We start from the raw sequence: 26,250 nt of genomic DNA on the forward strand, positions 1-26,250 counted from the left end.
TCTTGGCCAACTGCCAGCACTCAAGCCTCTGCCCGTGTCGGCCGATGTGCTGTCACAGGCCTGGCACAAGGGTTGCCTAGGCTATCGACCAGGTCGCGCTCACGAGGTGCGACCCTAATAAGAAGAACCTGGAGTTGCCCTGTATGTTCGAGCCTGCCGCACGTCTGTTCGCCAACCTTGCCGTCGGCAAGAAATTACTCATCGGCTTCGGTCTGGTGCTGTTGCTCACCGCGGCGATGACCGGCAGCGGCTTTCTCGCCGTGCAAGCGGTGTTGCAGGGGCATGCTCAGGTCGGCCAGCTGGCGCAGGTCAATCAGGAGATTCTCCAGGCGCGGCGTCTGGAGCGCAGCTTCGCCATCGAGCTGAGCCCGCAGAGCGCCGAGCGGGTGCGCGCCAGCCTGACCCAGGTGCAGGGCATGCTGGAGCGCCTGGCGCAAGGGGCCGCCGCGGTCGAGGGCACGCGCCTGCAGACCATGCAGCAGGCGGTCGCCGAGTACCTCAAGCAGTTCGACAACTACGTCGAGCAGCAGGATCGGGCGCGCGAAGCGCGGCAGGACATGCGCAACGCCGCCACTGAGGCGCGCGATCAGTTCGAGGTGATCGAGCTGGACATGTACGACGCGGTGCGCGAATTGCGCCTGCAGGGCGACAAGCTGCGCGGCAGCGATCCGCTGACCCTGGCCGAGACCGCCTCAGGTCTGAGCAAGCGCATGCTCGATCTGCGCGGCCACGAGAGCCTGTACATCATCGACGGCTCCGCCGAGGCGCTGGAGGAGTGGGAGTACGTCAGCGAAGACCTGCAGACCGTGGCCCGCAGCCTGATGATCTGGCTCGACGACGAGCAGAAGGCGGCGATCGAGACCGCGCTGCAGGCGCTGACCCTGTATCAGCGCTCCTTCCTCTACTACCAGCAACTGCGCGAGCAGAACCTGGCGACGGAAAACGCCATGATCGAGCGTGCGCGCTCGGTGGTGGACCTGGCCGATGCCGCCCAGGCTGCCGCGGAGCAAGAGATGATCGACGACAGCCAGCGTGCGCTGACGATGCTCGGCATCATGGGCGCCGCCGCGGTGGTGCTGGGGCTGTGCGCCGCGCTGCTGATCACCCGCCTGATCGTCGTGCCGCTGCGCCAGAGCGTGGGTTTCGCCCAGCGTATCGCCGCGGGCGACCTGAGCCAGGACATTCCCCAGCAACGCCGCGACGAGGTCGGCCAGCTGTTCGCCGCCATGCAGGGCATGACCCTCAGCCTGCGCAACCTGGTCGGCCGCATCGGCGGCGGGGTGGGGCAGATCGCCGCCGCCGCCGAACAGCTCTCGGCCATCACCGCGCAGACCAGCGCCGGGGTGCAGACGCAGAAGCTGGAGACCGAGCAGACCGCCACCGCCATGCACCAGATGGCCGCCACCGTGCAGGAAGTCGCGCAGAACGCCGAGCAGGCCTCGCTGGCGGCGCGCGACGCCGACCGGGAGGCGCAGCAGGGCAACCGCGTGGTGCAGCAGGCAGTGGATCAGATCGACGGCCTGGCCAGCGAGGTGGAGCAGTCCGCCGAGGCCATTGCCGCGCTCAATCAGGAAAGCGCGCGCATCGGCAGCGTGCTCGAGGTGATCCGCAACGTCGCCGAGCAGACCAACCTGCTGGCGCTCAATGCCGCCATCGAAGCCGCCCGCGCCGGCGAGCAGGGCCGCGGTTTCGCCGTGGTCGCCGACGAGGTGCGCGCGCTGGCCAAGCGCGCGCAGGACAGTACCGAGGAAATCGAGAGCCTGATCGCCGGCCTGCAGCGCATGGCCAAGGGCGCCGTGGAGCAGATGGACAGCAGCCGCGAGCTGACCCGGCGCACCGTCGAGCTGGCGGGAGAGGCGGGCGACGCCCTCGGCCGCATCACCCAGGCGGTGAGCACCATCGAGCAGATGAACCAGCAGATCGCCGCCGCCGCCGAGGAGCAGAGCGCGGTGGCCGAGGCGATCAACGAGAGCGTCACCCGCGTGCGCGACATCGGCGAGCAGAGCGCCACCGCCAGTGAACAGACCGCCGCCTCCAGCGCCGAACTGGCGCGCCTGGGCGTGGAGCTGCAGGAACTGGTGCGGCAGTTCCGCACCTGAGCCTAGCCTTGCGGCTGGCTGAAACGCTGCCCGGACAGCGCCGGGTGGTACAGCGGCTGCACCTTGTTGCCGGCCGGATCGAGCAGATGGAAGCTGCGCGCCCCGTCGCCATGGTCGAAGGGGCGATCCAGCAGGGTCACGCCGCGGGCCCTGAGGTACTGGTACCAGGCGTCCAGCTCCTCGACGCTGTCGACGATGAAACCGTAATGATCGACCAGCGGCACGCCATGGCTTTCGGCGTAGGCGCGGCCGAGCGATAGGTTGTCGTTGCCGCAGGTCAGGTAGACCAGGTCCTGGTTGGCACGGTGCAGTACCTGCATGCCCAGCACCTCGACGTAGAAGCGCTCGCATTCCTCCAGATTGGGCACCAGGAGCGCCAGGTGGCGCAGGCCATTGAGGCGGGAAGGACGTTCGAGCATGTGCGGGCACTCCAATATGTATACAATTTGTCTTTCAATATAAGACATAAAGGAGTTCGCTGTGTACTGCCTGCTGCTCAAGACCCAGCTCAAGCCGGGTAGCTTCGCTGCCTTCATGGACGCCATGCGCGTCAACGCCGCCGCCTCGGTGCGCGACGAGCCCGGCTGCCTGACCTTCGATGTGCTGCGCGACCGCAGCGACCCGGATCTGGTCTGGCTGTACGAGGTCTACGTCGACGAGGCGGCCTTCGAGGCGCATATGCGCACGCCGCATTTTCTCGCCAGCCGGCCGCTGGTCGAACCGCTGATCGAACGCCAGGACGCCATCGAGGCCGACCTGCTGGCGCTCAATCCGTCACGCTGACGGCGCGGCGGCCGGGTGCGCCGCGCGCCGACCCCGGCGGGCTCAACCCAGATGAAAACCGCCGTCGATGGGGATGATGGCGCCGGTCATATAGGCCCCGGCGCTGCCGGCCAGACTCAGGGCCAGCGCCGCCATCTCGTCCTCGCGGCCCCAGCGTTGCATGGGAATGACCGCGGTATCGGCGGCCAGCGCCGCCTCGTCCTCGGCGATAAAGCGGGTCATCTTGCTCGGGAAGCGGCCGGGGGCGATCACGTTGACGTTGATGTGATCGCCCACCAGCTCCTTGGCCAGCATCCGCGACAGCTGGTGCAGCGCCGCCTTGCTCGGGCCGTAGGCATAGGCCTGCTCGCCCATGGCGCTGATGCCGGCCACCGAGCCGATATTGATCACCCGCGCCGGGCAGTCGGTCGAGCCGGCCTTGCGCAGCAGCGGCAGCAACTGCTGGATGCAGCCGAACACCGAGGTGACGTTGAGCTGCATGACCTTTTCCCAGCCCTTGGCCGGGTAGCTTTCCAGCGGTGCGCCCCAGGTGGTGCCGGCGTTGTTGACCAGGATGTCCAGGCGCTCGATGCGTTCGCCCAGCTCGCGGGCCAGCGCCTGCACGCCTTCCTCGCTGGCCAGGTTGGCGGCGAGGCCCTGGCAGTGGCCGAACGCCGACAGCTCGGCGGCAGTCTGCGCGCAGGCCTCGCCGTCGCGGGCGCAGATATAGACCTGGGCGCCGGCCTCGACGAAGGCCTTGGCGATCATCAGGCCGATGCCGCGGGTGCCGCCGGTGACCAGGGCGGTACGCCCGGCAAGGGAGAAATAGCGATGCATGGAGGAGGCCTCGGAGTTGGCTGATCGGGCCTCCAGCCTAGGGCCGCGCGTGGCAGAACGCAGGCATCATTGCCGGGCGAAATGCTGCCCTATGCGCAGGCGGCGTCGTGCGTGCGGATCGAGGCGCGCTAAAAGCCTGTCCCCGATGCGCTCCGACGCGCCCGTCGTGCGGACAGAAAAAAGCCGGGCAGGCGCCCGGCTCTCGTGTTTCGCTCGAAGTCAGTCGCGGCGGCCTTCGACCGGCTTGCCGTCGACCGTGCCTTCCTTGAGCATGATCTGGTATTCCTTGCCGTCCTTCTCCACCTGGTGCAGGCGCACCAGCAGGTGGCCCCAGTCCTTGGCGAACCACAGCACGGTCTTGCGCGCGCTCTGGGTGGGGTCGCGCACCCGCTCGACCTTGATCGCGTCGATCAGTCCGGCCTTGGTGCGCACCACTTCCTCGCCGAGCACGCGGAAGTCGTAGGTCTCGATCTCGTCGCCGTCCACCACCTGGTAACTCATGCTCTGCTTGCCGGCGGCGACGTCCTGCTGCAGGGCGAGTTGGTAGGTCGACTTGTCCTGCAGACCGCGGTTGAGCGGGAAGCGTACCGCGTCGCCGCGGTCGTTGCCGAGCACCTGCTTCTGTTCCCAGTCGAAGTCCTGCTCGACGGTCTTGCCCTTGCCCAGGCCGCTGCGGTTGAAGCGGTAGGTCAGCGGCAGCAGGGCCTGGTTGTCGACGCGGAAGGTGCTTTGCTCGGTGAGGCTGGCGACCAGCATCGAGGCCTCGAAATTGAGGGTCCAGCGGCCGTCGTCCTCGCGCTTGAGGCTGCGCTCGGCGCTGCCGCTGACCGGAAGCTGCTTCCAGTCCGCGGTGTAGCTGGCGGAGAAGGGTTGCAGCTCGCTGGCGAGGGCGGGCAGGCTGAGCAGGGTCAGGGCGAACAGCAGGGCACGACGCATAGAGTCTCCTAGGTTCGAATCAGGTGGCCGCTGGCGGGCAGCGGCTGGCCATCCAGCATTGCGCCTTGGGCGCCAAGACGCAAGCGGCCCTCGGCGAACCAGCGCACGGCCAGCGGATAGATCTGGTGCTCCTGGCGGTGCACGCGTTGGGCCAGGCTGTCGGCGCTGTCGTCTGCGGCAACCGGCAGCACAGCTTGTACGACCAGAGGGCCGCCATCGAGTTCCTCGGTGACGAAGTGCACGCTGCAGCCGTGCTCGGTGTCGCCGGCCTCCAGCGCCCGCTGATGGGTGTGCAGGCCCTTGTGTTTGGGTAGCAGCGAGGGATGGATATTCAGCAGGCGGCCGGCGTAGTGCTGGACGAAGCCCGGGGTGAGGATGCGCATGAAACCGGCCAGCACCACCAGCTCGGGCTGGTGGGCGTCGATGGCCTGGATCAGCGCCGCGTCGAACGCCTCGCGGCCGTCGAACTGCTTGTGATCGAGCACCGCGGTGGCGATCCCGGCGGCCTGCGCGCGCCGCAGGCCGTAGGCATCGGCGCGGTTGGAGATCACCGCGGCGATGCGTGCCGGGTTGCCGTCATCGGCGCTGCTGTCGATCAGCGCCTGCAGGTTGCTGCCCGATCCGGAGATCAGGACGACGACGTTGCAGGGCATCAGTGGGCTTTCAGGTTGTTCAGCTGAACCTGGGCCGCGCCTTCGCCCGCCACGGCGATCTGGCCGATCACCCAGGGCGCTTCGCCGCTGGCGCGCAGGCTGGCCAGGGCGGTCTCGACCTGGTCCTGGGCGACGCAGATGACCATGCCGACGCCGCAGTTGAGCACGCGGTGCATCTCGTGCTCGTCGACATTGCCTTGCTGCTGCAGCCAGTCGAACACCGCCGGGCGCTGCCAGCTGGCCACGTCGACCACGGCCTGGGCGCCTTGCGGCAGTACGCGCGGGATGTTGTCGAGCAGGCCGCCGCCGGTGATGTGGGCCATGGCCTTGACCGCGCCGGTGTCCTTGATCAGCTTGAGCAGCGGCTTGACGTAGATGCGCGTCGGCGCCATCAGCAGGTCGGCCAGGGCCTTGCCGTCCAGTTGCACCTGTTCGATGTCGGCACCGGAGACTTCGATGATCTTGCGGATCAGCGAGTAGCCGTTGGAGTGCGGGCCGGAGGAGGGCAGGGCGATCAGCGCGTCGCCGGCGACCACCTTGGAGCCGTCGATGATCTCGCTCTTCTCCACCACGCCGACGCAGAAGCCGGCCAGGTCGTAGTCTTCGCCTTCGTACATGCCCGGCATCTCGGCGGTTTCACCACCGACCAGGGAGCAGCCGGCCAGCTCGCAGCCGGCGCCGATGCCGGTGACCACGGTGGCGGCCACGTCGACGTTGAGCTTGCCGGTGGCGTAGTAGTCGAGGAAGAACAGCGGCTCGGCGCCGCACACCACCAGGTCGTTGACGCACATGGCGACCAGGTCCTGGCCGATGCTGTCGTGCTTGTTCAGGTTCAGCGCCAGGCGCAGCTTGGTGCCGACGCCGTCGGTGCCGGACACCAGCACCGGCTGCTTGTAGCCGGCCGGGATCTCGCACAGGGCGCCGAAGCCACCCAGGCCCCCCATGACTTCCGGACGCGCGGTGCGCTTGGCCACGCCTTTGATGCGTTCGACCAGGGCCTCGCCGGCATCGATGTCGACGCCTGCGTCCTTGTAGCTGATGGAGGGTTGCTTGCTCATAGATCCGGGCCTTTGGATGGGGAGTTCGTGTAGGCGCCGATGTGGCGGGGCCCGTGCAGGGGCCCGGCGCATGCACCGGCTGGCGAAGGCGCGCGATTTTATCAGGCTTGCCCGGTAGCGGCCACTCGCGTGCATGCGCTTCGTCGCGGGCAAGCGCTCAGGTTGCCGGGGCTGGAGCGGCTGTTTAAGGTATACGCCTTTGCGCACGGACTCCGTGCCATCACCCGTCTGCGAGAGCCCGCCATGCGCCTGTCCGTCCGCCCGATCCTGTTCTGTCTGTCGCTGCTGTGCCTGCCGGCCCTGGCCGCGCCGGTCGCCGGCCTGTATCAGGTGCGCGAGGCGGTGGCCGACCAGCAGCCGGAGACCCGCGACGCGGCCATGCAGCGTGCCCTGCAGACCCTGGTGCAGCGCCTGACCGGCGATGCCGAGGCGCTGCAGAGCGCCAAGCTGGAGGGCCTGCGCCAGGATCCGCAACAGATCGTCAGCCAGTACGGCTACGAGGGCGATGTGCTGCTGGTGGAGTTCGACCCGGCCAGCACCGAGCGCCAGCTGCGCCAGGCCGGGCTGGCCCTGTGGGGGGCCAATCGCCCGGCGATTCTCACCTGGTGGCTCGCCGAGTCGGCCGAGGGCAGCCAGTTGATCGGCGAGAGCCAGGGCCCCGCGACGATGCTGCGCGACGCCGCCCAGCACCGCGGCCTGCCGCTGCGCCTGCCGCTGGCGGATCTCAGCGAGCAGCTGCTGGCCACGCCGGAGGCCCTGGCGGCCAACGATCCGCAGGCGCTGCGCGAGGCCTCCGAACGCTACGCCGCCGACGCCCTGCTGGCGGTGCAGGCGAGCGAGAGCGGCGGCACCTGGCAGGCGACCTGGCGCCTGTGGCTGGGCGACGAGCGCGAGCAGGGCAAGGCCGAGGCCGCCGATCCGGCAGCGCTGGCCGATGCCGTGCTGCTGGCGGTCAGCCAGCGCCTGGCCCCGCGTTTTCTGGTCAAGCCGGGCGCGGCCGAGAGCCTGACCCTGGTGATCGAAGGCGCCGACCTGAGCCGTTTCGCCGCCCTGGAGCGCCTGCTCGAGCCGTTCGCCGCGCGCCTGCAGGCGATCGACGGGCAGCGCCTGACCTACCAGGTCAACGCCAGCCCGGAACAACTGCGTGCGCAACTGGCCCTGGGCCAGTTGCAGGAGGTCGCCGAGCCGCAGGGCGCCGCTGCACCGGTCGACAGCGCCGACGCCGGCACGGAAGCGGCGCCGCAGGTGCTGCCGCGCAGCAACCAACTGCGTTTCCGCTGGTAAACTGCAGCGCCCTGGCCATGTGCCGCGCCAGGGCCCCATCCGCGGCGCCGGTCGGGCGCCGTTTCGCATCGAGGACGCGAGCATGACCGATTCCACCCGCTGGCTATGGATGGCTGGGCTGTTCCTGCTCGCTTGGCTGCTGTACCTGCTGCAACCGATTCTCTCGCCCTTTCTGATCGGCATCCTGCTGGCCTACCTGGGCGATCCGCTGGTCGACCGTCTCGAACGGCAGCGCCTGTCGCGCACCGCCGGGGTGACGGTGGTGTTCGCCCTGTTCGGCCTGGCGCTGCTGGTGCTGCTGCTGGTGCTGGTGCCCATGCTCGGCCGCCAGCTGGCGCGGCTGTACCAGCTGGCGCCGGAAATACTCGACTGGCTGCAGGGCACCGCCTTGCCCTGGACGCAGGCACATTTCGGCCTGAACGACGACTTCTGGCAGTTCGACCAGCTCAAGGCGGCCTTCTCCGAGCACCTGGGCAAGACCACCGACGTGCTCAAGACGGTGCTGGCCCAGGCCACGTCCTCGGGCCTGGCGCTGCTGGCCTGGCTGGGCAACCTGCTGCTGATTCCGGTGGTGAGCTTCTACCTGATGCGCGACTGGGACCTGCTGGTCGAGCGCCTGCGCCGCCTGCTGCCGCGCCAGCGCGAGGCGCTGGTGGTCAGGCTGGTGGGCGAGTGCCACGAGGTGCTCGGCGCCTTCCTGCGCGGTCAGTTGCTGGTGATGCTGGCGCTGAGCGTCATCTACGCCGCCGGGCTGATGCTGGTGGGTCTGGAACTGGGCCTGCTGATCGGCGTGCTGGCCGGTCTGGCCAGCATCGTGCCCTATATGGGCTTTATCGTCGGCATCGGTGCGGCGGTCACCGCGGCACTGTTCCAGTTCGGCCTGGAGCCCTATCCGTTGCTGGGCATCGCCGCCGTGTTCATGGTCGGCCAGTTGCTCGAAGGCATGCTGCTGACCCCGCTGCTGGTGGGCGACCGCATCGGCCTGCATCCGGTGGCGGTGATCTTCGCCATCCTCGCCGGCGGCCAGCTGTTCGGCTTCACCGGCGTGCTGCTGGCCCTGCCGGTGGCGGCGGTGATCATGGTTCTGCTGCGCCATGCCCATGATTTGTATAAACTTTCCGGCCTTTACGGAGAGTCCAACAGCGGTTCCGACGAACCGCCGAGCCCGGCATGAAACCAATCCAGCTTCCCCTCGGCGTACGCCTGCGCGACGACGCCACCTTTGCCAACTACTACCCCGGCGCCAATGCCGCGGCGCTGGGCTATGTCGAGCGGCTGTGCGAGGCCGACGCCGGCTGGACGGAAAGCCTGATCTACCTCTGGGGCGCCGAGGGCGTCGGCCGCAGCCATCTGCTGCAGGCCGCCTGCCTGCGCTTCGAGCAGCGCGGCGAGGCGGTGGTCTACCTGCCGCTGGGCGAGGTGGTGCAGCACGGGCCCGAGCTGCTCGACAACCTGGAACTGTGCGAGCTGGTCTGCCTCGACGATCTCGACGCGGTGGCCGGGCGCAGCGACTGGGAGGAGGGCCTGTTCCACCTGTTCAACCGCCTGCGCGACAGCGGCAGGCGCCTGCTGCTGGCCGGCACCGTGTCGCCGCGCGAGCTGCCGGTGCTACTGCCGGACCTGAAGTCGCGGCTGACCCTGGCGCTGGTATTCCAGCTGCACGAGCTGGCCGACGAGGACAAGCTGCGCGCCCTGCAACTGCGCGCCTCGCGCCGTGGCCTGCAGCTGAGCGACGAGGTCGGGCGCTTCATCCTCACCCGCGGTGAGCGCAGCATGAGCGCGCTGTTCGAGCTGCTCGAACGCCTCGACCAGGCCTCGCTGCAGGCCCAGCGCAAGCTGACCATTCCCTTCCTCAAGGAAACCCTGGGCTGGTAGACGCCCTGGCCCGGATGCATTCCGCGGCCAGGGCCCCGTCATTCCCGGATTGCATCCGGGCTACGCCTCGAGTTGCGCCTATTCCCCGGCCAGCTTGCGGTCGTACTGGAAGCGCCAGCGGGTGTAGAGCAGGGCGCTGCAGAACAGGCCGAGGCTGATCACCGCTTCCAGGGCGCCGAACACTGCGCGGGCCGGGTCGATGGCGGCCAGCACGCCCTGGATGAAGTAGAGATTGACCACGAAGCAGGCCCAGGCGTGGGTGCGGGCGTTGCCCAGCAGCAGGCCGGGGGCGAGCAGCGCCAGCGGCAGCAGCTGGATCGCCAGGACCACGCCGATGCGGGCGCCGTGCAGGTCGGCGAAGGCCAGGTTCCACACCAGCAGCAGCGCCAGCAGGGCGAAAAAGCTCAGCAGGCTGAGGGCGCGGCTGAGCTTCAGCCGGGGTTGCAGCCAGTCGAGGCTGGGCAGCGGTTTCTTCGCGCGGGCCACATCAGTTCTCCAGTTTGCCGGCGGTTTGCGCCAGGCGTTGGCCGAGTGCGCGGCACAGGGCGATCTCGTGTTCGTCCAGCGGCCGCTTGCCGTCGCCGCCGGCGTGGTGGCTGGGGCCGTAGGGGGTGCCGCCGCCGCGGGTATCGAGCAGCGCCGACTCGCTGTAGGGCAGGCCGCAGACCAGCATGCCGTGGTGCAGCAGCGGCAGCAGCATCGACAGCAGGGTGGTTTCCTGGCCGCCGTGCAGGCTGGCGGTGGAGGTGAATACGCCGGCGGGCTTGCCCACCAGTTCGCCGGTCAGCCACAGGCTGCTGGTGCCGTCGAGGAAGTACTTCAGCGGGGCGGCCATGTTGCCGAAACGGGTCGGGCTGCCCAGGGCCAGGCCGGCGCAGTGCCTCAGGTCGTCCAGGGTCGCATAGGGCGCGCCCTCGTCGGGAATGGCCGGGGCCACCGCCTCGCATTCGCTGGACACCGCCGGCACCGTGCGCAGGCGTGCCTCCAGGCCGGCCAGCTCGACGCCGCGGGCGATCTGCCGGGCCATCTGCGCGGTAGCGCCGTGGCGGCTGTAGTAGAGCACCAGGATATAGGGCGCGCTCATGCCAGCAGCTCCAGCACCTTCTCCGGCGGACGGCCGATCACCGCCTTGTCGCCGGCCACCAGGATCGGCCGCTCGATCAGTTTCGGATGGCGCACCATGGCCTCGATCAGCTGTGCCTCGCTGAGGCTGGCATCGGCCAGACCCAGGGTCTTGTATTCGTCCTCGCCGCTGCGCAGCAGCTCGCGCGCGGAGATGCCCAGCTTGCCCAGCAGGCTCTTGAGCTGCTCGGCACTGGGCGGGGTTTCCAGGTAGCGCACCACGGTCGGCTGCAGGCCGCGGGCTTCGAGCAGCTCCAGGGCACCGCGGGATTTCGAGCAGCGCGGGTTGTGATAGAGGGTCAGGTCGGTCATGGTGGGTCGCATCCGGCTTGAAGTGGCGGCTATTCTAACCGGGTCGGTTGGCTGTGGTTAGCTAAGGAGAGGGCATGCACCATCGCGTGAAGGATTGGCTGGAGTTCTGGCTGACCCTGTCTCGGCGTTTCGTCCAGAATCGCGGTGCCGGCAGCGCCGCGGCGTTGACCTACACCACGCTGTTCGCGGTGGTGCCGATGATGACCGTGACCTTCGCCATGCTCTCCGCCGTTCCGGCCTTTCAGAACGTCGGCGAGGATATTCAGGGCTTTATCTTCCGCAACTTCGTGCCCTCCACCGGCGAGACGGTGCAGCAGTACCTGCGCGAGTTCACCGTGCAGGCGCGGCAGTTGACCTGGCTCGGCGTGGGGCTGCTGGCGGTGACCGCCTTCCTCATGCTGGTGACCATCGAGAAGACCTTCAACCACATCTGGCGGGTGCGCCAGCCGCGCCGCGGCATGTCCAGCTTCCTGCTGTACTGGGCGATTCTCAGCCTGGGCCCGCTGCTGCTCGGCGCCGGGTTCGCCGTCAGCACCTACATCACCTCGCTGTCGCTGATCTCCGGGCCGGATGCGCTGCTCGGCGCCAAGACACTGCTCGGCTTCATGCCGCTGCTGTCCAGCGTGGCGGCCTTCACCCTGCTCTATGCGGCGGTGCCCAACACCCGCGTGCCGCTGCGCCATGCCCTGCTCGGCGGATTGTTCAGCGCGCTGCTGTTCGAGCTGGCCAAGTCGCTGTTCGGCCTCTATGTCAGCCTGTTCCCCGGCTACCAGCTGATCTACGGCGCCTTCGCCACGGTGCCGCTGTTTCTGCTGTGGATCTACCTGTCCTGGTTGATCGTGCTGCTCGGTGCCGAGCTGGTCTACGGGCTGTCGCAGCCGCGCCACTGGCGGCGTCAGCCGTTGCCGCGCACGCTGGTGCTGCTGGGCGTGCTGCGCCTGTTGCTGCAGCGCCAGCAACGCGGCGAGGCGCTGCGCCATGCGGACATGCAACGCGCCGGCTGGAGCTTGCCGGAAGACGAATGGGGCGAGGTGCTGGATTTTCTCGAGCGCGAGCAACTGGCCTGTCGCGCCAGCGGCGGTTGGGTGCTGTGCCGCGACCTGCATCGCTTCAGCCTGCAGCAGCTGCTGGAGCGCAGCCCCTGGCCGCTGCCGCGCCTGGCGCAGTTGCCGGCGCAGCTCGACGAGCCCTGGTTCCCGGCGTTGCGTCAGGCGCTGGAGCGCTTGCAGGCCGAGCGCGCCGAGCTGTTCGGCGCCAGCCTGGCGGACTGGCTGGCAGGGCCGGGGTGACAAAAAACGTCAGTTTGCGGCGTCCGTCTTCCGCAGCGCTGTCATGGCGATGGCCTGGACGCCAGGCGATGGGGCTACGGATGGGCTGGCACGCTTCTGGCTACGGCAGTATCAGTTGCTATCGAACTGCCAGCAGGGCAGGGGTCGCTAAGGGTATTGGCAGTAATGACTGGTCGCAAAGACAAGGTAATCCATCTGCATCGGCGTGACCCGCAGGGGGCGCTGACGCGGCTCAACCGCATCACCGGGCTGCACTTCGCGCGCTGGCCGGAGTCGCTGCTGGCGCATGCCGAGCAGGATGCGCAGCCACCGGCCGAGGCGTCGCCGCCGTTACCGGCCAGCCCCGGGGTTTCCTCCGGTTGAAACGAAAACCCCGCGACTGAGCGCGGGGTTCGGCAGCCATTCGCCAGGCGCTCAGGCCATGGCCTGGCGGCTCTCGCTGCTGGCCAGTTCCACGGCCTGGACGAAGAACTCCTCGACCACCAGGCTCTGTGCCGGCACCGCCGAGCGCAGGCGTACCTGCATGTCCTCGATCTTCTGCTTGACCGGCATGCGGGCGATGCCCGACAGCAGGATCTTGCCCTGGGCGCTGACCTTGCCGTGGTCGACGTTGACCTCGCGGCGCTTGTCGCCGTCGCGGTAGCTGACCAGCAGCGACACCGGCAGGTTGGCCAGGCCCGGCAGTTGCAGCCAGGCCGCGACATTGTATTCGGCCACCCGGCCCTCGTAGGGCGTGACCTGCAGGCGGGCGACGTCGACGATGCGCGAGGGCACGGAGCCGATCAGCTTGTCTTGTGCTTGGGACATGACGGGATTCCAGGCTGATAGCGAATTAAATGAAACACCAGTGCCAGGAATTATAAGCAGGCCGCCACGGCCGAAACTGTGCACTCTGCAGACAGGCGGCGTGACTGGCCTCGCAGTTTCGCGTATCGGAACCTGCTCAGAGGCTCGCGAGCCAGAGGCATGCAATACCGATGGCGGCCCCGCAAGAACAGGCGAGAACCGCTCGGAGTCGCGCTCGACTTTACGAGTAAGCAGTCCGAGCCTGTTTTAACGCAGCAGGCTTTGCGTTGGTTTTCAGGCCAGTTTCAAGGGATGACGGCTGACTGAGGGCGTCTCCAGGTTGCTTGCCGGCAGCGGCAGGATCGCCTGGTTGTGCACGCTGGCCAGCTGCAGCCAGAGGTGCTCGCCGGCGGCGAACTGGCCGTTGGGCAGCCACACCCCGTGGTGCCAGCCGTTGCCCGGCGCCGGGGTGCTCTGCAGCACGCCGGGGTGGGTCTGGGCATTGGGCGCGCGGCGTAGCCAGACCGGGCGCGGCAGGCCCTTTAGATAGCGCAGGCCCAGGTGCAGACCCTCGCTGTTGAGGTGGCGCCAGCGCACCAGGGCCAGGGTCGGGGTGCCGTTGGTGAGCAGCAGCACCAGTTGGCCGACCTGCAGCTGACCGCCCTCATTGGCATTGCACAGCAGGCGCGCGCCGCCGGGGCTGGCGTCGAGGATATGGGCTTCGGTGCGCTGCGGTAGCTTGTCCAGCAACTGGGCGTGGATGGCCGGCAGGCCGATCACCAGGCTGCACTGGCCGTCGAGTTCGGCGCGTTCGTGGCGGCGTTGCTGGCGCCCCAGCCAGTGCTGGCGCACTTGCTCGAGCAACTGGCGCTCGGCCTGGCTCTGCAGCGGTGCCGGCTCGTGCAGGGCGATCAGCAGGGCGCCCAGCTCGAAGCGGCGCAGGTAGGCCTTGTCGCCCTCGATGCGCTGCTCGAACGCCAGGCAGGCCTGCGACTCGCTGAGATCGACTATCGGGCCCTCGGCCTCGTCCTCCTCGTCCCAGGGCAGCAAGCGTGCCAGGCCGGCCAGGGGGGCGAGGGCGGCGAACAGGGTGGCGCACTCGCCTTCGGCCAGGTGGAAGGGGTTGCTCTGGGCCAGCAGCAGCATCTGCTGGTACAGGCCGCGCAGGGTGCTGGCCGGCCTGGGCTGGAAGGCGGCGGCGACCGGTTCGTCCAGGCACTGCTGGTGTTCGCCGATCCAGTACAGCAGGTGGCTGTCGCGCCACAGCGCGGCCGGCGGTTCCTGGTACAGCTGGAAGTGGCGCAGCAGCTGCTGGGCGAGGAAGTGCTGGGCCATGTACAGGCACCAGGCCAGGTGCGGGCGCGACGGCTGGCGACCCTGGAGGATCTGCAGCAGCAGGCGCTTGAAGCCGATCGCCAGCTCGCCGCACAGGCGCACGAACAGCGCGCTCGGCGTGTGGCCACGGCCCAGCAGGGCGGCATAGTGGCGGTATTCGTCGCTGAAATTTTGCAGCGCGCGTTGCCTTTCCAGTAAGGTCAGGCCGCTGCGGTTGAGCGTGAACAGCAGGCCGAGCACCTGTTGCAGGCCGTGTTCGGGCTCCAGGTGGCGGGCGGCGGCGAGCTGTTCGGCGATTTCTGCCGGCGCGGCGGCGCCGTCTTCGCGGATGTCGGGTACTTCCAGGCGCAGGGCATCCAGCGTCATATCAACCCCGGGTGGACGAGGATCGAATACATGGGCTTACGGCTCCGGATGGTCTGCAAGGCTGTTATAGGTATCTGCGCCGGTCTGCTGCTGGCTGGCTGCGCCGAGGACTTCGGCCTCGACCAGTATGGACGAAAGGTACCGGCTGGCAGCGTCGATGGCCAGTGGCTAGTCATTAATTATTGGGCCGAGTGGTGCGCCCCCTGCCGCACCGAGATTCCCGAACTCAACGCCCTGGCCAAACAGCTCGAGGGGCGCTCGGCGCGGGTGCTCGGGGTCAACTTCGACGGCCTTGCGGGCGAGGATCTCAAGCGCGTCTCCGAGGCCTTCGGCATCGCCTTCACCGTGCTCGCCGTCGACCCGGCGCCGCGCTTCCAGCTGCCGCGCAACGACGTGCTGCCGGTGACCTATATAGTCGACGCCGACGGCAAGCTGCGCGAGCGCCTGGTCGGCGAGCAGACCGCCGCCGGCCTGCTGGCGCACCTCGAGCGCTTGCGCGGCGAATAAGGACGCGTTGCCCCAAGCAACTTGGGGCTGGTCGTAGGTTGGCGCTGAGCGCAGCGAAGCCCAACGGGGAGCACGCAGTGCCCCGCGCGACGCTCCTTGACGCGTTGGGCTTCGGCGCTGCGCGCCTCAACCCAACCTACAACGCAGTGCTTGGTGTGCGCGGCCCCGCAACTCCCAGGCAGTGGCCGGCTCGTCGGTAGGTTGGCGCTGAGCGCAGCGAAGCCCAACGGGGAGCACGCATTGCTCCGCGCGACGCTCCTTGATTCGTCGGGCTTCGGCGCTGCGCGCCTCGACCCAACCTACGGCGAAATATTGCGCCCGCTCACCAGCCCGGCACCCCGCTCATGTCCGGCAGCTGGTGGGCGATGCCCTTGTGGCAGTCGATGCAGGTGGCGGAGCCTTCGGCCAGGGCGCTGGAGTGCATCTGCCGGGCGCGCGGGCTCTGCTTGGTGAAGTCCATGTAGTCGAAGTTGTGGCAGTTGCGGCACTCCAGCGAGTCGTTGGCCTTGAGCCGCGCCCATTCGTGCTCGGCCAGTTCGCGGCGCATGGCGAGGAACTTGTCGCGGGTGTTGATGGTGCCGAAGATCTTGCCCCAGACCTCCTTCGACGCCTGCATCTTGCGCGCGATCTTGTCCGTCCACTGGTGCGGCACGTGGCAGTCCGGGCAGGTGGCGCGCACCCCGGAACGGTTGCTGTAGTGGATGGTGTCCTGCAGCTCGACGTAGACGTTGTCGCGCATCTCGTGACAGGAAATGCAGAACTGCTCGGTGTTGGTCGCCTCCAGCGCGGTGTTGAAGCCGCCCCAGAAGATGATCCCGGCGATAAAGCCGCCGAGGGTGAGAAACCCCAGGCTGTAGTGCACGCTCGGGCGACGCAGGATGCCCCAGTAGTCCTTGAACAGGGCCAGTAATGACTTCATGAATTCTCCTCAGGGCTGCGCCGCGCCGGCCGCTTCACCCTGCAGCAGGCGGTCGATGTTCTGGAAGCTGTTGCCCACCAGCGGCTGCACTTCCTTCTGCGGCACATGGCACTGGGTGCAGAAGTAGCGCCGCGGCGATACCGCCGCCAGCGCCTGGCCGTCGCGATCCATGTAGTGGGTGATGCTGATCATCGGCGCCTGGCTGCGCGCGCTGTTGGCGCGGCTGTGGCAGGCCAGGCACTTGTTGCCGTTGGCGTCGACCTGGTAGCCGCGGATGCTGTGGGGGATGGTAGGCGGCTGTTCGGGGTAGTTGCGCTCGCGCTTGAGGTCCTTGTTTTCCTCGTTGGCGATCACCGGTGCCGGTAGCGTCTGGCTGAGGGTGCCGCCGGGACGGCGGCCGTCCGGCGCCGGGGCGTCGAGGGGGTAGTCGAGCTCGGCCGCGACGGCCAGGCCGAAGGCGGCGAGCAGTAGCAGGGGCAGATGACGCAGGCTCATGGCGATGCTCCTCAGGCCAGGCTGACCAGTTCGATCTTCACCGCACACTTCTTGTAGTCGGTCTGCTTGGAGATCGGGTCGGTGGCGTCCAGGGTGACCTTGTTGATCAGCTTGTTGGCGTCGAAGAAGGGCACGAACACCAGGCCGCGCGGCGGCTTGTTGCGCCCGCGGGTTTCCACCCGGGCGCGTATCTCGCCGCGCCGGCTCACCAGCTTGACCTCGCTGCCGCGCCGCGCGCCTAGGGTCTTGGCGTCGTCCGGGTGCATGTAGACCAGGGCGTCGGGCACCGCGCCGTGCAGTTCCTCGACGCGCTGGGTCATGCTGCCGGTGTGCCAGTGCTCCAGCACCCGGCCGGTGCTGAGCCAGAACGGGTAGTCGCTGTCCGGTGCCTCGGCCGGCGGCTCGTAGGGCAGGGCGAATATGATCGCGCGCTTGTCCGGGTGACCGTAGAACTGCACGCCGCTGCCTTTCTCGACATAGGGATCGAGGCCCTCGCGGTAGCGCCAGCGGGTTTCCGCGCCGTCCACCACCGGCCAGCGCAGGCCGCGCTCGGCGTGATAGGCGTCGAACGGCGCCAGGTCGTGGGCGTGGCCGCGGCCGAACTGGGCGTATTCCTCGAACAGGCCCTTCTGCAGGTAGAAGCCGAAGGCCTCGGCCTCGTCGTTGGCGTAGCCGGCCTCGATCTGCTCGCGCGGGAACTGGTCGACCTGGCCGTTGGCGAACAGCACCTGGTACAGGGTCTTGCCTTTGTAGGCCGGCGCCTTGGCCAGCAGCTCGGCGGGCCAGACCTCGTCGGTGGTCAGGCGCTTGGAGAATTCCACCAGCTGCCAGAGATCGGATCTGGCCTCGCCCGGCGCCTTGACCAGCTGGTGCCAGAACTGCGTGCGGCGCTCGGCGTTGCCGTAGGCGCCTTCCTTCTCCACCCACATGGCGCTGGGCAGGATCAGGTCGGCGGCCTGGGCCGAGACGGTGGGGTAGACGTCGGAGACCACGACAAAGGCCTGCGGGTTGCGCCAGCCCGGCAGCACCTCCTGCATGATGTTCGGCCCGGCCTGCATGTTGTTGCTGGCCTGGGTCCAGTAGACCTTGAGCACGCCGTCCTTGAGCTTGCGGCTCTGCTCGACGGCGTGGAAGCCGACCTTCTCCTGGATGGTGCCCGGCGGCAGCTTCCAGATTTTCTCGGCGGTTTCGCGGTGCTTGGGGTTGGTCACCAGCAGGTCGGCCGGCAGGCGGTGGGCGAAGGTGCCCACCTCGCGCGCGGTGCCGCAGGCCGAGGGCTGGCCGGTGAGCGAGAAGGGGCTGTTGCCCGGCTCGCTGATCTTGCCGGTGAGCAGGTGCAGGTTGTAGATCAGGTTGTTGGCCCACACCCCGCGGGTGTGCTGGTTGAAGCCCATGGTCCAGAACGACATGACCTTGCGCTTGGGGTCGGCGTACAGCTCGGCCAGGGCCTTGAGCCGCTCGGCCGGCACGCCGCTCTCCTTGGCGGTGCGCTCCAGGGTGTAGGGCTTGACGAAGGTGGCGAAGGCCTCGAACGACATGTCGCTCCAGGTGTTGGCCTTGGCCGCGTTCTTGGCCTGCTGCTCCAGCGGATGGTCGGCGCGCAGGCCGTAGCCGATATCGTCGGTGCCCTTGGCGAACCTGGTGTGCCGGGCGACGAAGTCCTGGTTCACCGCGCCGCTCTCGATGATGTGATTGGCGATGTAGTTGAGGATCAGCAGGTCGCTCTGCGGGCTGAACACCATGGGGATGTCGGCCAGGTCGAAGCTGCGGTGCTCGAAGGTCGACAGCACCGCCACCTGCACATGCGGATGGCTCAGGCGGCGGTCGGTGACCCGGCTCCACAGGATCGGGTGCATCTCGGCCATGTTCGAGCCCCACAGGACGAAGGCGTCGGCCGCCTCGATATCGTCGTAGCAGCCCATCGGCTCGTCCATGCCGAAGGTGCGCATGAAGCCCATCACCGCCGAGGCCATGCAGTGGCGCGCGTTGGGGTCGATGTTGTTGCTGCGCAGGCCGGCCTTCATCAGCTTGTTGGCGGCGTAGCCTTCCCACACCGTCCATTGCCCGGAGCCGAACATGCCGACCGCTTCGGGGCCGTGCTCGGCGATCGCCTGCTTGGTCTTCTGCGCCAGGATGTCGAAGGCCTGCTCCCAGCTCACCGGTTGGAATTCGCCCTGCTTGTGGTAGGCGCCGTCCTGCATGCGCAGCAGCGGCTGGGTCAGGCGGTCGACGCCGTACATGATCTTCGACAGGAAGTAGCCCTTGACGCAGTTCAGGCCGCGGTTGACCTCGGCCTTGACGTCGCCGTGGGTGGCCACCACGCGGTTGTCCTTGGTCGCCACCATCACGCTGCAGCCGGTGCCGCAGAAGCGGCAGGGCGCCTTGTTCCAGTCCAGGCGGGTCATGTCCGCCTCGGTGACCAGGTTGCTCGCCGTGCTGGCGAGCGGCAGGCCGGCGGCGGCCGCGGCGATGGCGGCGGCATTGGCCTTGGCGAATTGACGGCGGGTTAGCTTCATTCGGTATCTCCCTCCAGCAGACTGTTGAAAAACTACCTGCGTTGCCATTGCTGCGTTAAAAACAGGCTCGGACTGCTCATTTACAACTCGTAAACTCCGCCTCCTCGCCTGTTTTTGCCTTGCACTGGCTGCCTCGCCTACGTTTTTCAACGGTCTGCTTCAGCGAGGAGTTCGTGATAGACCAGGGCGGCGTTGAGCACGCCGGGCAGGGCGTTGATCTGCTCGATGCGTTCGAGAATCTGCCGCTCGTGCTCGGCCTCCAGCACCACCACCAGCTTGCCCTGCGGGCTTTCCTGGTGCAGTTCGAGGCCGTCGAGGCGGCGCAGGTTGGCCTTCACCGCCTCGAACAGTTCGGGGCGGACCTGTACCAGCAGGCTGGCGATGTGCAGGGCTTCGGCCATGTTCCGTGGCTCCAGGGGTAGTCGGGATCAGCTGGGCGGGCCGGGCGGCCCCAGCAGCATCTGCATGAACCAGATGAAAAAGCCGTAACCACCGACCAGGGCGATGGACAGTAGGGGAAAGAGGCAGACGACCAGGAACAGGAACAGGCGGGTTTCCTTGCCCTTCGGGGTGGCTTCGGCAGCGGGTTTGCGCATGCGATCGACTCCGTTCTCGCGTCGCTTTTAGGCTAGACCCTATAAGCAGTACGGGCAAAAGCCGTTGAGCTGGATCAAGGCAAATGGTTTGCGCCCGCCCGCGCGGCGCGCAGCGCTTGTGCCAGTGCGGCGCAGCCAGGTTGATAGGTAGCGTGCTAAGCTTTTTACCGGCCGTTCCGGCGCCCTGCTTCCTGAGTCCGTTCCATGTCCGCTACCCATCTCGCTCGCGGCACCGCCGCCTACCGGCGTGCAACCCTGGCGCTGTTCTGCGCCGGTTTCGCCACCTTCGCCCTGCTCTATTGCGTGCAGCCCCTGCTGCCGCTGCTGGCGGCGCATTTTCGCGTGTCGGCGGCCAGCAGCAGCCTGGCGCTGTCGCTGACCACCCTGAGCCTGGCGCTGTGCCTGCTGGTGTCCGGCGCGCTGGCCGAGAGCTGGGGGCGCAAACCGGTGATGGCCGGCGCCCTGGGCCTGGCCGCGCTGCTCGGCATCGCCTGCGCGCTGGTGGAGAGCTGGAACCACCTGCTGTGGCTGCGCGCCTTGCTTGGCCTGGCCCTGAGCGGCCTGCCGGCACTGGCGATGGCCTACGTCGGCGAGGAATTCGACCCGGACGCGCTGCCTGCGGCCATGGGCCTGTATATCGGCGGCACCGCCCTGGGCGGGCTGCTCGGGCGTCTGCTGGCCGGCCTGCTCAGCGACCTCGGCGGCTGGCCCTGGGCGCTCGGCGGCATCGCCGGCCTCGGTCTGCTGGCGCTGGCGCTGTTTCTCTGGCTGCTGCCGCCGTCGCGGCATTTCCGTGCCCAGCCGCTGTCGCTGCGCGGGCTGCTCGGCAACTTCGCCCTGCACCTGGGCAACCCGCGGCTGCGCCTGCTGTTCGCCCTGGCCTTCCTGCTCATGGGCGGCTTCGTCGCCCTGTTCAACTACGTCGGCTTTCGCCTGGCCGCGGCACCGTTCAACCTCTCGGCCACGGTGATCGGCCTGCTGTTCACCGTCTACCTGCTGGGCATCTTCAGCGCCGGCTGGTCCGGCCGGCTGGTGCCGCGTTTCGGCGCGCGTCAGGTGCTGCTCGGCGGCATCGCGCTGATGCTGCTCGGCGTGGCCCTCTGCGCGACGCCCTGGCTGAGCGCCGCGGTGGCCGGCCTGGCGCTGTTCACCCTGGGCTTCTTCGCCGCCCATGCGGTGGCCAGCGGCCAGGTCGGCGCCCACGCCCAAGGCGCCAAGGCGCAGGCCTCGGCGCTGTACCTGTGCGCCTACTACCTGGGTTCCAGCCTGGTCGGCTACGGCGGTGGCTACGTCTGGGAGCACGCCGGCTGGCTGGCGCTGCTGGCCGTGCTGGCGACCCTGTTCCTCCTCGCCGCGGCCCTGGTGCGGCGGTTGTAGACGCTCTGTGAGTCGTTCAGGCGAGGTTCAAGGAGGGTTCAGTAGGGGTTCAGTGGCCCTCGGGCAGACTGCCTGTCGAGTCAGTCAACAACCGATCCGCGAGGCAATCCCGATGAAACCCACCCTGAACCGCATCGCCCTGGCCACTCTGCTTTCCTGCGCCGCCGTCGGCGCCCAGGCCGCCGACAGCTTCGTCGGCCTGACCTGGGGCCAGACCAGCAACAACATCCAGAAATCCAGCGCGCTGAACGCCAACCTCAACGATCCCAAGCTCGACAAGGCGATCCACGACAGCGGCACCTGGGGCGTGCGCGCCGGCCAGCAGACGGCCGACAGCCGCTACTACGCCACCTACGAAAACGTCTCCGATAGCCACGGCGGCTACAAGCTGCGCCAGCAGAACCTGCTCGGCAGCTACGACCTGTTCGTCCCGCTGGGCGACAACAATACCAAGCTGTTCGGCGGCGTCACCGCCGGCCTGGTCAAGCTGGAGCAGGAGAGCCGCGGTTTCTCGCGCGACAGCGACATCGGCTACGCCGCGGGCCTGCAGGCCGGTATCCTGCAGGAACTCAACCGCAATACCTCGATCGAAGCGGGTTATCGTTACCTGCGCAGCAACGCCAGCACCGAAATGGCGCCGCACGGCGCGGCCAAGGCCGGCTCGCTGGACCTGCACAGCAGCTCGCAGGTCTACCTCGGCGCCAACTATGCCTTCTGAGGTTCACGCCATTAACCGCGGCCGGGCCTCTTGCCCGGCCTGCCAGCCAATAGGGGATGCGTCATGAAATTGTTGGTGGTGGAAGACGAAGCGCTGCTGCGCCACCATCTGTTCACCCGTCTCAGCGAGCAGGGCCACGTCGTCGACGCCGTGCGCACCGCCGAGGAGGCGCTGTACCGGGCCGAGTCCTACAACCACGACCTGGCCCTGGTCGACCTCGGCCTGCCCGGCATGAGCGGCATCGACCTGATCCGCCAGCTGCGCAGCCAGGACAAGAACTTCCCGATCCTGATCCTCACCGCCCGCGGCAACTGGCAGGACAAGGTCGAAGGGCTGTCCTGCGGCGCCGACGACTACGTGGTCAAGCCGTTCCAGTTCGAGGAACTGGAGGCGCGCCTGAACGCCCTGCTGCGGCGCTCCTCGGGCTTCACCAAGTCGACCATCGAGGCCGGCGGCCTGGTGCTCGACCTGAACCGCAAGCAGGCCACGGTGGACGAGCAGCCGCTGCAGCTGACCGCCTACGAGTACCGCATCCTCGAATACCTGATGCGCCATCACCAGCAGGTGGTGGCCAAGGAACGGCTGATGGAGCAGCTCTACCCGGGCGACGAGGAGCGCGACCCCAACGTCATCGAAGTGCTGGTCGGGCGCCTGCGCCGCAAGCTGGAGGCGGCCCTCGGCGGCAAGCCGATCGAGACCGTGCGCGGCCAGGGCTACCTGTTCAACGAGCGCTGCAAGTGAGCCGCAGCCGCGCCTACCTGCGCCGGCTGCGGGCGCGCCTGGGCTCGCTGCGCCTGCGCCTGATGCTGGGCACCGCCGTGCTGGCGGTGCTGTTCATGCTGGTGCTGCTGCCGGTGCTGCAGGGCGTGTTCAACATGGCCCTGGAGCAGACCGTGGAAAAGCGCCTGGCCTCCGACGCCGCCGCGCTGATCTCCGCCGCGCGCATCCACGACGGCCAGTTGCGCATGCCGGAGAAGATGCCGGACGAGGAGTTCGACAACCTCGACTCGCACCTGCTCGGCTTCATCTTTGATCGCGACGGCCGGCTGCTGTGGCGCTCGCGCTCCTCCGAGGACGAGGCGATCCGCTACCGGCCGCGCTACGACGGCCGCGGCCACGAGTTCGCCCGCGTGCGCGACGAGCACGGCGAGGAATTCTTCCTCTACGACATCGAGGTCGACCTGCTGCGCGGCAACGCCGCCGCCTTCAGCATCGTCACCATGCAACCTACCAGCGAGTACCAGAAGCTGTTCGACGGCTTCGTCTGGCGCCTCAAGCTGTGGCTGGGCATCGCCCTGCTGGCGCTGCTCGGCCTGCTCTGGTTCGGCCTGACCTGGGGCTTTCGCAGCCTGCGCGGCCTGAGCGACGAGCTGGACGGCGTCGAGGCCGGCACCCGTCAGCACCTGAGCGACCAGCACCCGCGCGAACTGCTGCGCCTGACCGGCTCGCTCAACCGCCTGCTGGACAGCGAGCGGCGCCAGCGCGAACGCTACCGCGACTCCCTGGAAGACCTGGCGCACAGCCTGAAAACCCCGCTCAGCGTGCTCCAGGGCCTCGGCGAAACCCTCGCCGGCCAGCCGGCCAACCGCGACCAGGCGCAGCTGATGCAGGCGCAGATCGAACGCATGAGCCAGCAGATCGGCTACCAGCTGCAGCGCGCCAGCCTGCGCCGCAGCGGCCTGGTGCGCCACCGCGAGGCCGTATGGCCGCTGCTCGACGGCCTGTGCCTGTCGCTGGACAAGGTCTACCGCGACAAGCGCGTGCAGGTGGACGTGCAGGTGGCCGAACACAGCCAGATCAGCATGGAGCGCGGCGCGCTGATGGAACTGCTCGGCAACCTGCTGGAAAACGCCTACCGCCTGTGCCTGCACCGCGTGCGCGTGAGCCTGGAGGAACTGCCCGACGGCTGCCGCCTGACCATCGAAGACGACGGTCCCGGCGTGCCCGCCGACCAGCGCGCCCGCGTGCTGCGCCGCGGCGAACGGCTGGATGCGCAAAACCCGGGGCAGGGCATCGGCCTGGCGGTGGTGCAGGACATCATCGACAGCTACGACGGCGAACTGAGCCTGGAGGATTCGCCGCTGGGCGGGGCCTGCTTCAGGGTGCGCCTGTACGATTGAGCCCGCGCCCGCCGCACGCCCTGTAGGAGCGGCTTCAGCCGCGAAGCCGTCGCAGCCAGTCGCGAGGGGCTAGCCGCTGCGCTGCGACGGCCCGAACGTCACCCGCAGCGACTGACCGGGCGTATAGGCGTGACCAGTTCGCTCACTCCGCCGCCTCGGGCGCGCGCAAGGCCTTGCTGTAGTACCCCGACTGATCGAAGCAGCAGACCCGCTGCTTGCCCTCGCCGAGCATGGCGCAGGCATCGGCGATACGCTTGGCGCGGGTCCTGGCCTGCTTGGCCGACTCGATCCAGTGAATCCAGTCCAGCCGCGCGATAGTCGTCGTCGCGTCCCAGACGCTGCGCGCCGCGGGCGTGGCGGCCAGTGCCGCGGCCAGATCCGCCGGCACCTGCGGCTCGGGCTCCTCCGCCACGGGTTCGATTTCCAGCGTGACCAGATCGCCGACACTCGCGCCCGCCGCCTGCAGCAGGTCGCTATCCACCCGCAGCCAATGACTCAACTGGCCATCCGGCTCGAGCCGGGCCCGGAACGGCTGCCCATTGAGGTGGCCGTCCACGCTGGTCCTGCCGCGCCTCGGCAACTGCTCGCTCACCTCCCGCGGCAGCACCACGAATGCCCAGGAGGGCTCGCCAGCCGGCAGGCGAGGGCGCAGCAGTTGTGCCTGGAACTGGGCGTTTTTATCCGTCTGAGGCATCGGGATAAATCCTTTGGGATTGAGCCTAGGGGCAGCCAAGCGCGTCGGCTGCTGTGGTCAGACTAGCGCGACGATGACGCTGGTCACGGAGCAGACCCGGCTGGCCCCGTCGCGTTAACTACCGACAGGTGCAAAAGCGAAGCTTTGCTCGCTACTTGTGGGGAGAGTCCATATACCTATTGTTAGAGCTTTTCTGTGATGTCGTCGCTTGCTGAGATACTTTTATGTAATTTTGCGGCAAAACCAAAAATATTGAAGATGGCCAGAACGCTTAGAAAAAATGTTAGAGGTGCAAGTTTATTAAAGCTAAAGAAAAATACAAACAATGCAGTTGAGTGTAATGCCGTTAGCAGTGCGAATAGGAATATTGCCACGACAAGTATGTTGCCACTTTTGTTCTCTTGTTGTGCCATAGCGCCAAAAGCAGCGCCTAGCACAATAAATATTGGGAATATAAATGTGAATGCAGTCATGATATGGCTTTTATTTGATGTGTCATTTATAAAGATCGTGAATGCGATCGCGGCCTGGCCGTAAGGCATACCTTTCAGAGCCCCGTGAATGGATACTGGATCTTTATGTAAGTGTGAAGTTAGGAATGGGGCTATGAATTTCTGTAGTCTGCTGATCATTTCGCGGTCTCGGAAATTTGATGTGCTCTAACGTTTGAGCTAACCGGCGAGCAAAAGCGTAGCTTTTGCGAGTCCAGTGAGCGAAGCGGACGAGGTTGAGTGATTAGTTAGGAGCAATTGTACGTTCATCGTTTTCCGGACTCGAAAGATCCTGAAAGGATTGGAGACCATTGACGCTTTGGGCGCGGAGCTTTTTTGATGGCGGCTTCGATTTTTGAAATTTCATCCTTGAGTGCTTCTCTTCCTGGGCCGGGTGAAAGCATTGCAAATTTTGTTTTAAGCTCTTTTAGCTTGCTTCTTAACTCCGCCAAATTTCTCTTTTTCTTTTCTGTGGCTTTCTGGCGGCGTTGCTTTTCCAATTTGGCGTAGACGCTTGCTTGATACTCCGCAGGAGTCTGTTCAAGAATTTTGGCAGCAGACTTTGGTTTTGACCTTGAGTCAACTCTTGAACTTTTGTCCTTTGGCGCAAATGCCATACTTGCTCCTAACGTTTGGTTAAGGGGCGGGCTTTAGCCCGTCCCGAGTGAGCGAAGCGAGCGACTTGAATGCTGTAATGGACTCTCCCCACACCCCGGTTCTATACCAAGGCGTCGGTGATTGAAGAGTGGGAGAGCCGTTATGAGGCGAATCGCAGTTGATCTGGCCAAGTCCGTCTACCAAGTTGCCGAGAGTGTCCGTTCCGGCCAGGTGGTGCAGCGCAAGCGGCTGAACCGAGAGGCGTTCCGGCGATATATACAGGAGCAGGGCGAGACGGTCGAGTGGGTGATGGAAGCTTGCGGCACGGCGCATTACTGGGGGCGAACGATGCAGGCGCAGGGGCATGCCGTGCTGCTGATCCATCCGCGCTATGTACGGCCCTATCGGCGGCGCAACAAGACCGACCGCAACGATTGCGATGCCATGCTGGAGGCGGCCCGCTGCACGGATATGCATCCGGTGCCGGTGAAAAGCCACGAGCAGCA

The 26,250-nt window shown here is 67.2% G+C and carries 31 protein-coding genes and 1 pseudogene; 14 read left to right on the forward strand and 18 right to left on the reverse strand.

The features are described from left to right. Positions 1-1,055: 1,055 nt before the first annotated feature. A pseudogene (locus ACIGFL_RS06900) lies at positions 1,056-1,241 on the forward strand (HAMP domain-containing protein); the annotation flags it as partial. Then, positions 1,236-2,099 carry a methyl-accepting chemotaxis protein gene (locus ACIGFL_RS06905; RefSeq protein WP_397496636.1) on the forward strand — a complete coding sequence of 288 codons (864 nt, stop codon included), beginning with the start codon at positions 1,236-1,238 and terminating at the stop codon, positions 2,097-2,099. The pseudogene ACIGFL_RS06900 and the gene ACIGFL_RS06905, both read left to right, overlap by 6 nt. 2 nt (positions 2,100-2,101) lie before the next feature. On the opposite strand, the gene ACIGFL_RS06910 is transcribed toward ACIGFL_RS06905, so the two are convergent. After that, a complete protein-coding gene (locus tag ACIGFL_RS06910) occupies positions 2,102-2,518 on the reverse strand; it encodes a VOC family protein (RefSeq protein WP_397496588.1) in 417 nt (138 codons plus the stop codon). Between the two features lie 61 nt (positions 2,519-2,579). Between ACIGFL_RS06910 and ACIGFL_RS06915 the strand changes: the two genes are divergently transcribed. Beyond that, entirely contained in the window at positions 2,580-2,882 is a 303-nt protein-coding gene (locus tag ACIGFL_RS06915; RefSeq protein ID WP_021441847.1) for a putative quinol monooxygenase, read from the forward strand. Positions 2,883-2,924: 42 nt separating this feature from the next. Here the strand turns inward: ACIGFL_RS06915 and ACIGFL_RS06920 are convergent, their stop codons facing one another. From ACIGFL_RS06920 to purM, 4 genes are all read right to left on the reverse strand, one after another. After that, complete coding sequence (locus ACIGFL_RS06920; RefSeq protein ID WP_397496589.1) at positions 2,925-3,698, reverse strand: SDR family oxidoreductase; 774 nt, start codon at positions 3,696-3,698, stop codon at positions 2,925-2,927. A 219-nt stretch (positions 3,699-3,917) separates the two neighbouring features. Continuing rightward, a complete protein-coding gene (locus ACIGFL_RS06925; protein ID WP_122108623.1) occupies positions 3,918-4,634 on the reverse strand; it encodes a DUF3108 domain-containing protein in 717 nt (238 codons plus the stop codon). 8 nt (positions 4,635-4,642) lie between these two features. Further along, the gene (purN, locus tag ACIGFL_RS06930) at positions 4,643-5,287 is read right to left on the reverse strand and encodes a phosphoribosylglycinamide formyltransferase (protein ID WP_397496590.1); all 645 of its coding nucleotides are present in this window, start codon (positions 5,285-5,287) and stop codon (positions 4,643-4,645) included. Then, a complete protein-coding gene (gene purM, locus ACIGFL_RS06935; protein ID WP_021441843.1) occupies positions 5,287-6,345 on the reverse strand; it encodes a phosphoribosylformylglycinamidine cyclo-ligase in 1,059 nt (352 codons plus the stop codon). The genes purN and purM overlap by 1 nt, the downstream gene beginning before the upstream one ends. 243 nt (positions 6,346-6,588) lie before the next feature. On the opposite strand from purM, the gene ACIGFL_RS06940 reads away from it, so the two are divergent. From ACIGFL_RS06940 to hda, 3 genes are all read left to right on the forward strand, one after another. Next, on the forward strand, positions 6,589-7,629 hold the full coding sequence (locus ACIGFL_RS06940) for a DUF2066 domain-containing protein (protein ID WP_397496591.1): 1,041 nt from the start codon (positions 6,589-6,591) through the stop codon (positions 7,627-7,629). An 82-nt stretch (positions 7,630-7,711) separates the two neighbouring features. Further along, entirely contained in the window at positions 7,712-8,803 is a 1,092-nt protein-coding gene (locus ACIGFL_RS06945) for an AI-2E family transporter (protein WP_021446438.1), read from the forward strand. Further along, the gene (gene hda / locus ACIGFL_RS06950) at positions 8,800-9,504 is read left to right on the forward strand and encodes a DnaA regulatory inactivator Hda (RefSeq protein ID WP_397496592.1); all 705 of its coding nucleotides are present in this window, start codon (positions 8,800-8,802) and stop codon (positions 9,502-9,504) included. The genes ACIGFL_RS06945 and hda overlap by 4 nt, the downstream gene beginning before the upstream one ends. 78 nt (positions 9,505-9,582) lie before the next feature. Here the strand turns inward: hda and ACIGFL_RS06955 are convergent, their stop codons facing one another. From ACIGFL_RS06955 to arsC, 3 genes are read right to left on the reverse strand one after another with little or no spacing between them, the layout of a single operon-like run. After that, positions 9,583-9,990 carry a DUF2069 domain-containing protein gene (locus ACIGFL_RS06955; RefSeq protein ID WP_122108619.1) on the reverse strand — a complete coding sequence of 136 codons (408 nt, stop codon included), beginning with the start codon at positions 9,988-9,990 and terminating at the stop codon, positions 9,583-9,585. Position 9,991: 1 nt separating this feature from the next. Then, positions 9,992-10,588 carry an NAD(P)H:quinone oxidoreductase gene (wrbA, locus tag ACIGFL_RS06960; RefSeq protein WP_021446435.1) on the reverse strand — a complete coding sequence of 199 codons (597 nt, stop codon included), beginning with the start codon at positions 10,586-10,588 and terminating at the stop codon, positions 9,992-9,994. Then, positions 10,585-10,938 carry an arsenate reductase (glutaredoxin) gene (arsC, locus tag ACIGFL_RS06965; RefSeq protein ID WP_021446434.1) on the reverse strand — a complete coding sequence of 118 codons (354 nt, stop codon included), beginning with the start codon at positions 10,936-10,938 and terminating at the stop codon, positions 10,585-10,587. The genes wrbA and arsC overlap by 4 nt, the downstream gene beginning before the upstream one ends. A 74-nt stretch (positions 10,939-11,012) precedes the next feature. Between arsC and ACIGFL_RS06970 the strand changes: the two genes are divergently transcribed. Then, a complete protein-coding gene (locus ACIGFL_RS06970; protein ID WP_122108617.1) occupies positions 11,013-12,227 on the forward strand; it encodes a virulence factor BrkB family protein in 1,215 nt (404 codons plus the stop codon). 165 nt (positions 12,228-12,392) lie between these two features. Next, positions 12,393-12,590, forward strand: a complete 198-nt coding sequence (locus ACIGFL_RS06975; RefSeq protein ID WP_021446432.1) for a hypothetical protein — start codon at positions 12,393-12,395, stop codon at positions 12,588-12,590. 51 nt (positions 12,591-12,641) lie between these two features. Here the strand turns inward: ACIGFL_RS06975 and ACIGFL_RS06980 are convergent, their stop codons facing one another. Together ACIGFL_RS06980 and ACIGFL_RS06985 are read right to left on the reverse strand one after the other, a co-directional pair. Further along, a complete protein-coding gene (locus ACIGFL_RS06980) occupies positions 12,642-13,034 on the reverse strand; it encodes a hypothetical protein (RefSeq protein ID WP_397496593.1) in 393 nt (130 codons plus the stop codon). A gap of 273 nt (positions 13,035-13,307) precedes the next feature. Further along, positions 13,308-14,714, reverse strand: a complete 1,407-nt coding sequence (locus tag ACIGFL_RS06985) for a PilZ domain-containing protein (protein ID WP_397496594.1) — start codon at positions 14,712-14,714, stop codon at positions 13,308-13,310. 48 nt (positions 14,715-14,762) lie between these two features. Between ACIGFL_RS06985 and ACIGFL_RS06990 the strand changes: the two genes are divergently transcribed. Next, positions 14,763-15,221: a TlpA disulfide reductase family protein gene (locus ACIGFL_RS06990; RefSeq protein ID WP_397496637.1), complete on the forward strand. Its 459-nt coding sequence runs from the start codon at positions 14,763-14,765 to the stop codon at positions 15,219-15,221. 322 nt (positions 15,222-15,543) lie between these two features. On the opposite strand, the gene ACIGFL_RS06995 is transcribed toward ACIGFL_RS06990, so the two are convergent. From ACIGFL_RS06995 to ACIGFL_RS07015, 5 genes are all read right to left on the reverse strand, one after another. After that, entirely contained in the window at positions 15,544-16,140 is a 597-nt protein-coding gene (locus ACIGFL_RS06995) for a cytochrome c3 family protein (RefSeq protein ID WP_397496595.1), read from the reverse strand. Positions 16,141-16,149: 9 nt separating this feature from the next. Further along, a complete protein-coding gene (locus tag ACIGFL_RS07000) occupies positions 16,150-16,635 on the reverse strand; it encodes a nitrate reductase cytochrome c-type subunit (protein ID WP_397496596.1) in 486 nt (161 codons plus the stop codon). A gap of 11 nt (positions 16,636-16,646) precedes the next feature. Further along, positions 16,647-19,151, reverse strand: coding sequence for a nitrate reductase catalytic subunit NapA (gene napA / locus ACIGFL_RS07005; RefSeq protein ID WP_397496597.1), 2,505 nt, complete (start codon positions 19,149-19,151; stop codon positions 16,647-16,649). Positions 19,152-19,297: 146 nt separating this feature from the next. Beyond that, positions 19,298-19,552, reverse strand: coding sequence for a chaperone NapD (locus tag ACIGFL_RS07010; RefSeq protein WP_397496598.1), 255 nt, complete (start codon positions 19,550-19,552; stop codon positions 19,298-19,300). Positions 19,553-19,579: 27 nt separating this feature from the next. Next, the gene (locus ACIGFL_RS07015; RefSeq protein ID WP_021446424.1) at positions 19,580-19,747 is read right to left on the reverse strand and encodes a periplasmic nitrate reductase, NapE protein; all 168 of its coding nucleotides are present in this window, start codon (positions 19,745-19,747) and stop codon (positions 19,580-19,582) included. Between the two features lie 204 nt (positions 19,748-19,951). Between ACIGFL_RS07015 and ACIGFL_RS07020 the strand changes: the two genes are divergently transcribed. The 4 genes from ACIGFL_RS07020 (at position 19,952) to ACIGFL_RS07035 (ending at position 23,962) form a co-directional block, all read left to right on the forward strand. Next, positions 19,952-21,124 (forward strand): MFS transporter, encoded by a 1,173-nt coding sequence (locus ACIGFL_RS07020; protein WP_397496599.1) that lies wholly within the window; start codon positions 19,952-19,954, stop codon positions 21,122-21,124. A 112-nt stretch (positions 21,125-21,236) separates the two neighbouring features. Next, on the forward strand, positions 21,237-21,842 hold the full coding sequence (locus ACIGFL_RS07025) for a hypothetical protein (RefSeq protein ID WP_397496600.1): 606 nt from the start codon (positions 21,237-21,239) through the stop codon (positions 21,840-21,842). 63 nt (positions 21,843-21,905) lie between these two features. Continuing rightward, on the forward strand, positions 21,906-22,583 hold the full coding sequence (locus ACIGFL_RS07030; protein WP_397496602.1) for a response regulator: 678 nt from the start codon (positions 21,906-21,908) through the stop codon (positions 22,581-22,583). After that, complete coding sequence (locus ACIGFL_RS07035; RefSeq protein WP_397496603.1) at positions 22,580-23,962, forward strand: ATP-binding protein; 1,383 nt, start codon at positions 22,580-22,582, stop codon at positions 23,960-23,962. The genes ACIGFL_RS07030 and ACIGFL_RS07035 overlap by 4 nt, the downstream gene beginning before the upstream one ends. A 142-nt stretch (positions 23,963-24,104) precedes the next feature. Here the strand turns inward: ACIGFL_RS07035 and ACIGFL_RS07040 are convergent, their stop codons facing one another. From ACIGFL_RS07040 to ACIGFL_RS07050, 3 genes are all read right to left on the reverse strand, one after another. Beyond that, positions 24,105-24,656 carry a YdeI/OmpD-associated family protein gene (locus ACIGFL_RS07040; protein ID WP_397496604.1) on the reverse strand — a complete coding sequence of 184 codons (552 nt, stop codon included), beginning with the start codon at positions 24,654-24,656 and terminating at the stop codon, positions 24,105-24,107. Positions 24,657-24,838: 182 nt separating this feature from the next. Then, on the reverse strand, positions 24,839-25,288 hold the full coding sequence (locus ACIGFL_RS07045; RefSeq protein WP_397496605.1) for a hypothetical protein: 450 nt from the start codon (positions 25,286-25,288) through the stop codon (positions 24,839-24,841). A gap of 125 nt (positions 25,289-25,413) precedes the next feature. After that, entirely contained in the window at positions 25,414-25,764 is a 351-nt protein-coding gene (locus ACIGFL_RS07050; RefSeq protein ID WP_397496606.1) for a hypothetical protein, read from the reverse strand. 142 nt (positions 25,765-25,906) lie between these two features. Here ACIGFL_RS07050 and ACIGFL_RS07055 point away from each other — a divergent pair. Then, positions 25,907-26,250 (forward strand): transposase (locus ACIGFL_RS07055; RefSeq protein ID WP_397496607.1); only part of this gene is annotated, 344 nt, incomplete at its 3' end.

Source organism: Pseudomonas sp. NPDC077649 (genome assembly GCF_044542855.1).
Lineage (GTDB): Bacteria > Pseudomonadota > Gammaproteobacteria > Pseudomonadales > Pseudomonadaceae > Aquipseudomonas.